The organism is Salinibacillus xinjiangensis (assembly GCF_009649735.1).
GTDB classification, from domain to species: domain Bacteria; phylum Bacillota; class Bacilli; order Bacillales; family Alkalibacillaceae; genus Salinibacillus; species Salinibacillus xinjiangensis.
In genome coordinates this window covers 52,333-64,143 of sequence record NZ_WJNH01000012.1, presented here as the reverse complement: position 1 = coordinate 64,143, position 11,811 = coordinate 52,333, and the positions used below count along the sequence as shown (strand labels likewise).

13 protein-coding genes and 1 riboswitch are annotated in these 11,811 nt (G+C 39.2%); of the genes, 2 read left to right on the top strand and 11 right to left on the bottom strand.

The genetic code is table 11. The features are described 5' to 3' along the window. Positions 1 to 290: 290 nt before the first annotated feature. Entirely contained in the window at positions 291 to 494 is a 204-nt protein-coding gene (locus GH754_RS16210) for a thioredoxin family protein (RefSeq protein ID WP_153729713.1), read from the top strand. A gap of 36 nt (positions 495 to 530) precedes the next feature. Here the strand turns inward: GH754_RS16210 and GH754_RS16205 are convergent, their stop codons facing one another. The 4 genes from GH754_RS16205 to GH754_RS16190 all read right to left on the bottom strand — a co-directional run bounded on the left by GH754_RS16205 (position 531) and on the right by GH754_RS16190 (position 4,472). Then, positions 531 to 1,463, bottom strand: a complete 933-nt coding sequence (locus GH754_RS16205; RefSeq protein WP_153729712.1) for a D-2-hydroxyacid dehydrogenase — start codon at positions 1,461 to 1,463, stop codon at positions 531 to 533. Between the two features lie 118 nt (positions 1,464 to 1,581). After that, positions 1,582 to 2,877 (bottom strand): DUF5667 domain-containing protein, encoded by a 1,296-nt coding sequence (locus GH754_RS16200; protein ID WP_153729711.1) that lies wholly within the window; start codon positions 2,875 to 2,877, stop codon positions 1,582 to 1,584. 81 nt (positions 2,878 to 2,958) lie between these two features. After that, positions 2,959 to 3,041: riboswitch (cyclic di-GMP riboswitch) on the bottom strand. 170 nt (positions 3,042 to 3,211) lie between these two features. Beyond that, the gene (locus tag GH754_RS16195; protein WP_153729710.1) at positions 3,212 to 3,874 is read right to left on the bottom strand and encodes a ribonuclease H family protein; all 663 of its coding nucleotides are present in this window, start codon (positions 3,872 to 3,874) and stop codon (positions 3,212 to 3,214) included. A 55-nt stretch (positions 3,875 to 3,929) separates the two neighbouring features. Continuing rightward, the gene (locus GH754_RS16190) at positions 3,930 to 4,472 is read right to left on the bottom strand and encodes a GNAT family N-acetyltransferase (RefSeq protein WP_194841384.1); all 543 of its coding nucleotides are present in this window, start codon (positions 4,470 to 4,472) and stop codon (positions 3,930 to 3,932) included. A 135-nt stretch (positions 4,473 to 4,607) separates the two neighbouring features. Here GH754_RS16190 and GH754_RS16185 point away from each other — a divergent pair, with 135 nt between their 5' ends. Next, positions 4,608 to 5,774, top strand: coding sequence for an MFS transporter (locus GH754_RS16185; protein ID WP_153729708.1), 1,167 nt, complete (start codon positions 4,608 to 4,610; stop codon positions 5,772 to 5,774). A 49-nt stretch (positions 5,775 to 5,823) separates the two neighbouring features. Here the strand turns inward: GH754_RS16185 and GH754_RS19500 are convergent, their stop codons facing one another. The 7 genes from GH754_RS19500 to GH754_RS16155 form a co-directional block, all read right to left on the bottom strand. Next, complete coding sequence (locus GH754_RS19500; protein WP_194841383.1) at positions 5,824 to 5,961, bottom strand: hypothetical protein; 138 nt, start codon at positions 5,959 to 5,961, stop codon at positions 5,824 to 5,826. 142 nt (positions 5,962 to 6,103) lie between these two features. Then, positions 6,104 to 6,523 (bottom strand): arsenate reductase (thioredoxin), encoded by a 420-nt coding sequence (gene arsC / locus GH754_RS16180; protein WP_153729707.1) that lies wholly within the window; start codon positions 6,521 to 6,523, stop codon positions 6,104 to 6,106. A 23-nt stretch (positions 6,524 to 6,546) separates the two neighbouring features. Further along, positions 6,547 to 7,845 carry an arsenic transporter gene (locus GH754_RS16175; protein ID WP_153729706.1) on the bottom strand — a complete coding sequence of 433 codons (1,299 nt, stop codon included), beginning with the start codon at positions 7,843 to 7,845 and terminating at the stop codon, positions 6,547 to 6,549. Between the two features lie 15 nt (positions 7,846 to 7,860). Beyond that, positions 7,861 to 8,205, bottom strand: a complete 345-nt coding sequence (locus GH754_RS16170) for an ArsR/SmtB family transcription factor (protein WP_194841382.1) — start codon at positions 8,203 to 8,205, stop codon at positions 7,861 to 7,863. A 120-nt stretch (positions 8,206 to 8,325) separates the two neighbouring features. Continuing rightward, positions 8,326 to 9,684, bottom strand: a complete 1,359-nt coding sequence (gene mgtE, locus GH754_RS16165) for a magnesium transporter (protein WP_153729705.1) — start codon at positions 9,682 to 9,684, stop codon at positions 8,326 to 8,328. 304 nt (positions 9,685 to 9,988) lie between these two features. Continuing rightward, entirely contained in the window at positions 9,989 to 11,233 is a 1,245-nt protein-coding gene (locus GH754_RS16160) for a DUF4179 domain-containing protein (protein ID WP_194841381.1), read from the bottom strand. After that, positions 11,226 to 11,762 carry an RNA polymerase sigma factor gene (locus tag GH754_RS16155; RefSeq protein ID WP_153729703.1) on the bottom strand — a complete coding sequence of 179 codons (537 nt, stop codon included), beginning with the start codon at positions 11,760 to 11,762 and terminating at the stop codon, positions 11,226 to 11,228. The genes GH754_RS16160 and GH754_RS16155 overlap by 8 nt, the downstream gene beginning before the upstream one ends. Between the last annotated feature and the right edge of the window lie 49 nt (positions 11,763 to 11,811).

Sequence of the window (11,811 nt, the reverse complement as noted above, 5' to 3'; positions counted from 1 at the left end):
AAAACAAGTCCATAGCATAAAGCTATGCCACTTTTATACCAAAATTTAGTGAATAAGCGTTTTGTTTGGTTGTAATTTCATGGTATATTATACTCATTTTATGGATTTATCCATTTTGATTGATAAATCAATGCTTAATATTTGGGCATACTAAAAAGGAATTTTAAATATAGGAGGTATAATCTATGCTAAAAGATTTACAAGAAAAAGATTTTGATACTGCCGTTCTTCAAGCAGAAAAACCAGTTGTAGTAAAATTTACCGCCGATTGGTGACCAGGGTGTAAACAACTGGCTCCAGTTGTAAGTGCTGTTTCTGAAGATGTACAAGAAGTAAATTTCTACAGTGTTGATGTAGATGATTCACCAAAACTCGCTAGTCAGTATGGTGTTATGAGTATTCCGACTATGATTTTATTTAAAAGCGGGAAAGAAGTGGACCGCAAAACAGGTGCCATGCCTGAGCCGGCAGTGAAGGATTTTGCTTCTCAGTAAAAGGTAAAGAGAGTCAGGTAAAATCCTGACTCTCTTTTAATAACCTTTTCTAGTGTCAACTTGATTATGAAGTGGTTTACCTTGGTCAATATTGTGTAGTGTTTCTAGAAAGCATTCGAGTCCTTCATCAACAGTTGTTACCGCAGAAATGTGAGGAGTAATAATGACATTTTGCATTTGCCATAAGGGACTGTCTTCCGGTAGTGGCTCCTCTGCAAAGACATCCAAAACTGCTAATCGAACTTGTTTATTCTGAATAGCCCCCACCAATGCCTCTTGTATAACTGACCTACCTCTTCCAACGTTTATAAAGATGGTATCCTTTATTTTTGTAAAGAAATCGTGATTAAACAATTGATAGGTATTCTCTGTTAAAGGAAGAGTGTTAATAATGATATCAAAATTATGTAATTGATTTTTTTCGTTCGTTACTTTATATACCTCTTCAAAATGGGGTTTTGGATGTCCACTTAAGGATACACCCGAAACTTTTGCACCTAATGTAGAAAATGCTCTCCCTACCTCTTGGCCTATTTCTCCAGTCCCATATACTAAAACCTTTTGCTCACTAAGCAGTCCAGGTGCAATAGGGTTCCATTCCTTTTGACGAGTCACCTGTTCGAAGGTGTCATGATGCTGTAAATCTTTTAAGACATAGCTTAAGCAATACTGACTAATCCTCTCACCAAATGAACAAATCGTTCGTGTAAGAAGTACATCTTCCTTCCATTTTCGGTTAAACAAGTAACGATCAACCCCGGCTCCTAGTGAATGGACCCACTTCAGGTTGTAAAAATCAAAGTTCTCGGGTGGTTCAAAAGAAATGAATGCATCTGCCCATTCTAAATCTTCTTCTGTCACTGCTTTACTATCCATAAACCGAAATGACTTCTCCAACTGTTCGGAATCAATCCTTTTCTCCATTTCATTATAAATCGTTCCAGCAACTAAAATACGGTTGATTTCCATAAAATATCCTCCTTCATTATGAAAAGTTTAATATATATCTGTAAGACAGTAAATCAGCATTACTATTGCTAAGCATAAAAAAATACGGAAGGTCAGCTCATGACCTTCCGCGTAATCTTTATTCGTCTTCATTTTGAGCGTCATCATCTTCGTCATCTTCATCATCTTCATCATCACGATCTTTTTTGCCTTTGTTTTCATCCTTTTTTTGCTTGGCTCGTTCTTTAGCTTCTTCACGTTTCTTCTCTGCTTCTTCTTGTTGTTTTTCCTTGATTTTTTGCGCTTCTTCACGTTTCTTTTCTTCTAGTTTTTTGCCTTCTTCACGCTCTTTCTCTTCTTGCTTTTGCAATTGTTCACGCTTTTTCTCTTCAGCCTTTTTCTTTGCTTCTTCTTGTTTCTTTATTGCTTCACGTTGTTTTTCTTCAGCCTTTTTTAAGGCTACTTCCTTTTGATTGTCTTCAGCTTTTTCAACAACTTCTTCTACACTCTCATCAGTTTCCTCTTGAACGTCCTCAAGGAACTCAGCTTTTTCTTCCTCTAACTCTTCATTAATCTCAGTTAATTCCTCTTGAAACTCTTCTTCGTCTATTTCACCAGATGCTAACTTCTCTTCTAATTCTGTACGTTTTTCATCTGCTTCTAACCCTTTTTCCTCAAGCTTAGCGATTTTTTTGTTTATTTTCTTTTCGAGCTTTTCTTGTGCTCTTGCGATGTTCTTTTGTAAAGCAGCTTTAGCCTGAGGATTTCCAACCTTATCTAATGCCGCTGTTAGAGCCAGAATATTTGCTGAAAATTTTTCTTCGAGAGCTGCACGTATAGGATCTACCGGTTCTGATTCTTCCACTTCGTCTTCTGCGGGAGTCTCTTCCTCACCTGCTACCTCGTCCACTGCATCTTCACTCGTTATATCATCTTCTGCTCGTTCTGTCTTTTCATAAGTTGATAGAGCCAATTCTTGCTGCTCGATCGCCTTTTCCAGAATTTCTTCAGCTAAATCTTCCTCACCAGCTGCAAACAGTGCCTCAGCCTCTTTAATCCGTTCTTCGGCAAAGGAAGCCAGTAATTCTGCTTCTTTAACCTCATCAAATGTCATGGCCAGTTGAACATTTTCACGAAGGGTTTTGAAGAAGTATAAAAATTCACCAGGAAGTAAAGAAGGCTCTTCAACCTCAAGTTCATCCTCTACTGTTTCTTCATCTTCTGTTGACTCTATATCTTGGTCCGTAGATTCTGAAACTTCCTCGTTTTGCCCATCCTCCTGGTTTGCCTCATCAATTGACTCAGTTTGTTCAGTAGTTTCATTCTCTACTTCCTCATTTTCTTCCGCAAAAACGGAAACTGAACCCATATAAAATGCTACAAACATCGCCAATACACCTATTGAGAATAAATGACGAACCTTAATTTTAAACATAAAAAAACCTCCCAAATCAAATATAGTATTTGAAATAGAAGAATTTTGAAAGAACTCTATTATATGAGTCATTCTCCATCCTTCAGCAGTCCAGCCACCATAGTGTTCACCGTAGGTCTGTGACTTTGCGTCTCTACCTTTCAGTAGATTTGCCTTTTTCAGATGAGGAACAAGATAGCTATTTCAGATTATTTACACTAGTTTCTCATCTAAATAGATTTTACTTTAGTAGTCTATGAAAGTAAATAATTAAATTTTCCCAGTTATTTTACTCTCCACAAAGACTGCTTTTTAGAATAAATAACGAACCAGGCGAATAAAAAAACCGCCCGATTCATTTCCCCTGAACCTCACTCGTACTCATAATTTCAACCTCTTGTAGAGCTTGGGAGGCTAACTGGTCGGCCTCTTTATTCTTTTTACGTGAAACAACCTCATATTCAGGTTGGATTCCCGCTTCTTCAAGCTTGGCTTCGATTCGATCCATCCAGTTTGACAGCACGTCTTCAAAGCATGGCCATTCATCCCGGAGTTGATTGATGACTACCTGTGAATCACCGATAAACGTTACAGGCAAATGATGGACCCCTAATATTTCTAGCTCCTGTATAGCAAGGTGAAGAGCTGCATATTCCGCCTCATTATTGGTATCTAACTCATTTACCAAAGCATTTTTGCGCAATCGGTAGGATTTCCCATCCTGCTCATAATAAATAACACAACCTAGCCCTGATCTCTTCGTTTGTATGTCGAAGCCGCCATCAAAATATACGGTTACATTGTGGGGTTCGGTATGAATTTCTGTCATGAATTTCTGTATTTCCTTCAAAGACCAAGTATGCTCCTGTGAATCATAAAACGTTATCGATTTAGAGCGACCACTCCGCTCTAAGTCCTCTGCAATTAACATCGCTTCACCAGCAGCCATTTCATCCGAGCGAAGAGTTGTTTTGGTTCCTTTAGGTGTTTGATAGGTTAGTTCGATTCTGACCTTCATGTTTAAGACCACCTTATGTAAATCGTTTTATATTGTATATATCTTATATTCACCATTACGCTTTCGATTTAACCAAATGCTTACCCATAATGACTTGTGGATCATCCTTACTTAGGACAGCAGCATGATTTTTAATGATTTGCCAGCCTTTCTTTTGATAGAAATGAATAGCAGGATAATTATTCTCGGAAGTGGTTAAAACAGAGGTGTTATGGTTGATGTCTTCTAACAGCTTATCGTGGAGTTGACTTGCTATCCCAAGGCGTCGATAGGAGGAATTAACCGCTAGTTCGACAAACTCAAAACAATCGCTAAGCCATTCTGTTGTCATCCTACCTGGCAATTGAGATGCTATTTTCCCCCTATAAAATTGACCTGGTAAACTTGTATAGCCGTATGTAAAGCCGACTAAATTTCCGGTTTGTGATTTGGCTTTAAGACACTTAAATCCTTTATAACTGGCGTGTTTTTTAACATTTTTGAGCGCATTTTCCATATCCTTTAACGAATAATTTTCCCCAATAAACGTTCTACAATACAATTCCCCAATTTGTTCTAAGTCAGGATCATGTTGGTCAAAAGCATAAAACTTCATCATTTTCATCGTCCCCCTTCTCCCATATTCAAAGATACAAATATTTTAACACGAAAACTTTATCGGCATCCTTTCTTCACACAATTGCTCGTCTATTTTTGGACCTTTCGCATATATTGTTTTGGAGAGGTGAAGAAAATGCGAGAGACAACTGTAGACAAGTTACACATTTTTATCGTAATGTTTTTCATTAGCTTAATCATGAGAATGCAAGTTCCCATCTTCACGCCTTTTGCTGCCGGTTTTGGCGCATCAAGCCTGTTTATTGGGGTGATTCTTAGTTTTACTTCTTTTGCAAATTTGACGGGAAATCTGATTGCCGGACCCTTGGTAGATCGTTTTGGTAAAAAAATATTTGTGATTCTTCCGATATTTGCAGCAAGTGGATTTTTCATTGCTCACGGCTTCGCAGGCGATTCTATGGACCTACTATTGTTACATGGGCTAAATGGATTGGCTCTAGGTTTTTTTATACCAGCTGCATTTACTTTGCTATCCGGATATGCGAAAAACAGTCGACAACAAGGTAAAAACATTGCTATTAATGGAATTTTGTCGACGATTGCTAGTATCATAGGCCCACTCGTTGGCGGAAAATTAGTGGAAGTGATAGGCTTTGTCAACACTTACTATTTCATTGGAGTCGCTCTACTTGTTGGTGGCGTATATGCGATTATGTTTTTGCGAGAAAGACAAATGGTAGTTGTTCATCATCCACAGCAAGGGTCTGACTCTGGGGGCCTAACAGAGGTTCTTAAATCTCCGCAGCTACTGATGGTGTATGGAATCGGATTCGCTGTGATGTATATCCATGGAGTAATCATTTATGAAATACCTTATTTAGCAGTGGAACAGGGTCTTTCTACCTTTAATACTGGGCAACTATTCAGCTATTTCAGTATTGGAACCTTTTTAACCCTATCCCTCTTTTTCATAAACCGTTTTGATTCATTCAAGAGACTTATGACAGGCTTATTTGGTATGTCTATGTGTTTATTTGCTCTCTTTAATTCCTTTTACTCATTGCCCATTCTGTTATTTTTTATTGGGTTGTTTTTCGGTCTGATCATGCCGGCAATGGCTACGGCTATAACAGAGTATGCTGCACGTGATATGCAAGGTAGAGCTTTTGCGTTTATGTCTGCAGTTTATTCCTTAGGGATTATTCTAAGCTCCTTTATTACTGGAGCCATTCGTGAGACCATTTCACCCTATTTTATTGCCTTTTTGATTGGCATGTTAGCTCTAACCATAGTGGGCTATGTAAAATTACGAACACCGCAAACCGTCACTCAGCAAATATAATGGGGTTGAGAGCCGACTCGCATAAGGAGAATCGAGTCGGTTTTTACATTTACTTTTGATTTTTAATCTCATCTAATAATCGTATCATTTCGTCATTTTGCTCAATTATTTTATTATTTTGCTGTCGTAGTTTTGTAAAATCAAATAAGTACACTATAAGTATGATAAATACTAGAATCCAAATCATCAAATCACCTACTTTATATAAATTCAAATTCAACTACATATGTAGACCGATGCCATCTCCCTCCATTAAACCAAATGTGACACCCCAATACAATGGGATGTCACATTTGGTTTTATGTCTTCTGTAAAATGATTATCAACTATTACTTTCCAGTTTGTGCAAAGCGTTCGATTCTTTCTCCGATTTCGTCGCGAACGCGCTGAAAAATCTTCCATTTTTCTTCGTCTGTTCCTTCTGCTTTGGCAGGGTCATCAAAGCCCCAATGGTCTTGCTTCACATGGGGTGGAGTGGTTGGGCACTTGTCGGCTGCATCTCCACAAAGGGTAACCACAAAATCAGCATTATTAAGTGTTTCTAAGTCAATGATGTCGGAGGCTTGATCGGAAATATCAATGTCTACCTCTTTCATCGCTTTTACCGCATTTGGATTGAGCCCATGTGCCTCAATCCCTGCGCTTCGTACCTCCCACTCATCACCAAGATGCTTTTTTGCCCAGCCCTCTGCCATTTGGCTTCTGCAGGAATTGCCTGTACATAAGAAGTAAATCGTTTTTTTCGTCATTATAGTTCAGCTCCTTAAGATTTTTAAGTTAGGATCAACGTTAGATAAAGTCCCACTAAAGTAATAAATAATATTGGAATGGTTAAAATGATCCCTGTTTTAAAGTAAGTCCCCCATGAAATTTTGACTCCTTTCTGTGATAGAACATGGAGCCATAACAGTGTTGCTAAGGAACCGATTGGCGTGATTTTTGGTCCTAAATCGGAACCGATTACGTTGGCATAAACTAAGGCTTCCCGCATCACTCCAGACGTGCTTGTTTCCGCAATGGCTAATGCATCGATCATCACGGTTGGCATGTTGTTCATAATGGATGACAAAATAGCAGCAATAAAGCCCATGGCAACAGTTGCGATGAATAAGCCTTGCTCGGCACTATATTGAATCAACTGAGCCAAGACATCTGTAAGTCCTGCATTACGGAGTCCGTATACAACGACATACATCCCAATCGAGAAAAAGACAATTTCCCATGGTGCGCCCTTGACCACTGACTTTGTATCCACAGCTTGACTATTACGAGCCATGATTAAAAAGAAAATCGCGATAGCACCAGCGACAATGGACACAGGTAGCTGAATAAATTCACTCACAAAATACCCAATAAGCAAGACAGCCAGGACATACCAGGACAGACGAAACATTTTGTGATCTCGAATCGCATCCTTAGGTTCCTTCAATTGCGATAAATCATAATTCCGTGGAATACTTTTTCGGAAATAAATTAAGAGAACAAGAATCGTAGCCCCTAATGAGAAAAAGTTCGGAATAATCATGCGTGATGCATATTCCACAAAGCCAATGTTAAAGAAGTCGGCTGACACAATGTTAACTAAGTTACTGACCACCAACGGTAGGGAGGTGGTGTCGGCAATAAATCCACTTGCCATAATAAATGGAAAGACCATTTTCTCCTGAAAGTTCAGGTTTCGTACCATTGCAAGAACGATTGGTGTCAGTATTAAAGCAGCCCCGTCATTGGCGAAAAAGGCTGCCACGATGGCACCTAATAAACTGACATAAACAAACATTTTGAGTCCATTTCCCTTTGCAGCTCTCGCCATATGTAGAGCTGCCCATTCAAAAAAGCCAATTTCATCAAGAATTAAAGAAATTAAAATAATAGCGACAAATGCAAGCGTTGCGTTCCAAACAATTTGGGTTACTTCAATAACGTCTTGAAATCCAACAACACCAACAATTAAAGCAATGATAGCCCCGCCACATGCGGACCAACCTATCGATAACCCCTTTGGCTGCCAAATAACTAAAATTAATGTAGCCAAAAAGATGACTAATGCGAGTATAACCGATGCTGACAATCTCTTTCCCTCCAGTTAACAACAGGTAATGCGTGTACCTTTTTGTTCTAGTTCTTTGATTTTTTCATCCTGATCCGGTAATGATTGTAGGATTTGTTGGATAAATGAAAAGTACTCATAGCTTTGATTTAACGAATAAAAAATCCTTTGTCCCCTTCTTTCTTCCTTCACCATTCCCGCATCACGTAGCTTGCGAAGGTGCTGACTAATGGAGGGCTGACTTCGATTAAAAATTTCCACAAACTCACACACACAGCAATCGTGGTGTTCAAGTAATTTCATCATGGTTAAGCGAGTCGAATCCCCAAGCAGTTTTAAAATCGAAGCAGCTTTTTCCATTTCAATAGCGGTTTTTTCCAAATCAAACACCTCCTTTTTATGTCCGCATATTAATATATAATAATTTGCTTATATACTCAAATGAAAAGATTCAATACAAAGAATCGCACAACCTCACCTCGAGATTGTACGATAATATCTTCACATCAACTTCGAAATAAACATACTAGCCAGCCCAAAATAAATCAATAGGGAAAAAATATCATTAATCGTTGTGATCAAAGGTCCTGATGCGACTGCAGGGTCAATGTTTAGTTTATATAAAATCAATGGAATAATGGTTCCTGCTAGTGTTCCGATGATTAAAGTTAGAAATAGTGAGCTGCCGACAACAATCCCTAATGTAAAACTGCCTTGCCAAAAGTAAGCGATGTTCGAAATTAATAAACCACACGTCACCCCGATGATGAGGCCGACCCAGAGCTCTCGAAGTACCAGTTTGATTACTCGTTTCATGTCTAAATCATCGGACACTAAGCCTCGCACCACTACAGCCAATGACTGTGTTCCCGTATTCCCTGTCATCCCAGCAATCATCGGCATAAAATAAGCTAATGCCACAACCGTTTCCAGGGTGTCTTCAAAACCACTAATGATACCTCCAGATATGAGTCCAATAAATAACAATAAAATTAACCAAGGAAGTCGACGATAGGCAGCCACCCAAGGCTTGGTATTAAAGTCAATCGCTTTACCTGATGCGGATAGCTTTTCAATATCCTCATTCGCCTCTTGAATCACAACATCGATGACGTCATCCACCGTGATAACTCCGACTAGTGTATCGTCTGCAGTCACAATGGGAAGCGAAACAAAGTCATAGCGACTGATGAGCTTAGCCACTTCCTCCTGGTCCGTATGTACATCGGATTTGACCACCCGACTATACATAATGTCCTCAATTTTGTCGTGTAACTCGGCTAAGATTAAATCCTTATAGGACACAACTCCCGCCAGCTTCTTTTCCTCATCAATTACATATAAATAATTCAAGTACTCTGCTAACTCAGCAAAATGCTTAATTTTATCTACCGCTTCTCTGACCGTATAGTGCTTTGGGATCCACACATAGCGGTTATTCATTATACGTCCAGCGGTTTCTTTAGGATATTTTATAAGATTTTGAACGACCTTTGACTCTTCCCTATTCATTTCTGAAGTCAGGTCATCAATTTGCTCTTGGTCTAAATCTGCCAGTAAGGAGGCCAAATTATCATTTTCCATTAAATCTAGGACCTGTGTTGATTTTTCGATCCCCAATTTTCCGAGGACATCCAGCTGCTCCTCTTTATCAAGCTCCTGCATCATCTCGGTCAAATGCTCAAGCGATAAATAAATCAAAAATTTATTACGGTGCTTGTGTGGAATTTCTTTATATTGACAAGCCATATCGTAAGGCTGGAGCTCATCCATTAACTCCTGGAAAGTTTGTTTTTTGCCTTCCTTTAAGGTTTGGATAATAGCGAGTGTAATTTCGTTATCGGTCATCGCCATCGACATGGTCATCCCCTCCATTCTATTTGGGATAGTTGTTTTTATTGTTCCCATGTTTCTTTTGAATACTTTTTGGAATGAAGGAGAATTTTTTTGGACAAATCGTAATGGGGCGCCGCCGCTGGATGCTAAAGTTGATATCAGCTTTGCTAAAAGCACCCTTAAAATGCAGAAGATCCGCATTTTTGCTAAAGTTGATTGCCGTTGTGCTATAGTTGCACCTATTTTAACTAATAATCACTCTTTTCTACCCAAATCCCGGCGACCAAATGCTAAACATCAACTCGTCACGCCGGCATCCCCCGCACCCTTACTCAAATGTAATCTCCACCTTTTCATTGTACGTCTTTATATAATACATCCCCCCGACAAACATGGATGGGGCTGATGTAGTTGTTTCAAAAACAAGGGTTCGTTCTTTTTCGATAAAATTGCTCTTTTTCTTCAGGGATTGCCCCACTGTGGTGCTTAATGGCTCATTACCTAAGGAAACATCATCAAACGTCACGGATTCCTTTGTTGAAATCGTAACTTCAGTTTGGTGTTCTTTCACAGTAATCTGCTTAACTTTTACGGTTTCCCCTGCTACTTCCACTTCAGTTCCTTCCACCAAAGGAACCTCTGCTTGTAAATCTTCATAGCCGATGAATTCATCAACCTTTATGTTAAGGGATTTTAACTTTTGAGGGAGAGCATCAAATTCCAATTCAAATGTTGAACCGGAAATGGAGGATGCTACTCCTCTTCCCATTTCATCCATTTTGTTTCCATTTGCCCAAAGGCTGATCCTTCCGAAGGGTTGCATAACCTGATCAAGATTTTTAACATTAGTCGTTCCTTTTATCACGGTTTGCGTTGGTGATGCTGTTAGCGACTCAAATTTTATCCTTCCACTATCCACTTGAACCTCTTGATTGATGTCCTGAACTACTCTAGATTCCAACGCCTTGAAAGGGTCGTAATGAAATTCTAACGTTTTTTCTGATCCCCCAAAGTGTAGTGTAAGCTTTTTAGCGAAGGCACTTGGAGGCTCGAAATCGAATGTTCCTTTCAGTTCGGTTCCATCTGAATTTACCTGTCCATGTCCGCTTTGTACATGGGAATTCGTTAAAAAGCCAGTCAATTTTGCTGGCTGATAATAAGAGGATACATCCCCTGCATTTCCTTTTTCTGATTCGAATGTATAGTATAATACTAAACGATTTTCATCGGTTATCACACCATTAACAGTGAAAGTCACACCCTTCTCTAAAGTGATACTTTCCTCGATTACCTGTCCCTTCCCCGCTTCGTTTAAGTCCTGCAACGTCCCTGAAACAACCTCATCAAAACCGAGAATTTGCTTTCCGTAATAAGCAAGCGCCGGGTAATTGTAGCTAAGCAAAATAGCAGCCAGGAAAAATGCAGCAATGATTTTCCACATAACAGGCTTCCGTCTCTTGGTATTACTTGTATGGGTAAGAGCTGAACGCAAGCGGTCCTCCAATTCTTTGGGCGTTTCCTGCTCATCGATCCGCTGTTTCTCTTCTCGTAATCGTCTTTCGATTTCAGTCATTACGTTCACCTCCATACCATTGATTCAACTTATTTAGACCCTGAAAAATTCTCGACTTTACAGTTCCTAATGACGTGTTCGTTACATTTGCAATCGATTGATAATCCAAATCTTGAAAATACCGTAAGCGAATAGCCTCGGCTTGATTAGGATTCAACTTGGATAACAGCTGGTGAATGTGCATATGCTGCACCGAAGTTTCGATGGGACTAACTTCTTGAGAAGAAATTCCTGCATCATCGGTCCAGTCCTCAACAAACACAAGTTTTTTTCGCTTGCGATGAATGCTGTGGCAACAATTTACCAAAATGGTTTTACTCCAACTGTAAAATGAGCCAGGTTTCTTTAGTCGTGGAATCTGTTCGTAAAGCTTTACAATCATATCCTCCATTGCATCCAGCGCATCATCCCTATTTCCCGTATATGTATAAGCAAGTTTATAATAATCATCTTTTTGTTCCATTATTAGCTCTAACAAGGCTTCTTTATCGCCTTTTTTTGCTTTTTTTACAAGCCGCTGAATGTCCATGCTGCCACTCCTCTCACAGATAAGAGTATTATAAACGGTAAAAAGTTCA

Bases quoted from the DNA above. Each gene is read 5' to 3' on its own strand.
- GH754_RS16205 (WP_153729712.1), bottom strand. From the start codon at position 1,463: ATGGAAATCAACCGTATTTTAGTTGCTGGAACGATTTATAATGAAATG.
- GH754_RS16200 (WP_153729711.1), bottom strand. From the start codon at position 2,877: ATGTTTAAAATTAAGGTTCGTCATTTATTCTCAATAGGTGTATTGGCG.
- GH754_RS16195 (WP_153729710.1), bottom strand. From the start codon at position 3,874: ATGAAGGTCAGAATCGAACTAACCTATCAAACACCTAAAGGAACCAAA.
- GH754_RS16190 (WP_194841384.1), bottom strand. From the start codon at position 4,472: ATGATGAAGTTTTATGCTTTTGACCAACATGATCCTGACTTAGAACAA.
- GH754_RS16185 (WP_153729708.1), top strand. From the start codon at position 4,608: ATGCGAGAGACAACTGTAGACAAGTTACACATTTTTATCGTAATGTTT.
- GH754_RS19500 (WP_194841383.1), bottom strand. From the start codon at position 5,961: ATGATTTGGATTCTAGTATTTATCATACTTATAGTGTACTTATTTGAT.
- arsC (WP_153729707.1), bottom strand. From the start codon at position 6,523: ATGACGAAAAAAACGATTTACTTCTTATGTACAGGCAATTCCTGCAGA.
- mgtE (WP_153729705.1), bottom strand. From the start codon at position 9,684: ATGTCGATGGCGATGACCGATAACGAAATTACACTCGCTATTATCCAA.
- GH754_RS16160 (WP_194841381.1), bottom strand. From the start codon at position 11,233: ATGACTGAAATCGAAAGACGATTACGAGAAGAGAAACAGCGGATCGAT.
- GH754_RS16155 (WP_153729703.1), bottom strand. From the start codon at position 11,762: ATGGACATTCAGCGGCTTGTAAAAAAAGCAAAAAAAGGCGATAAAGAA.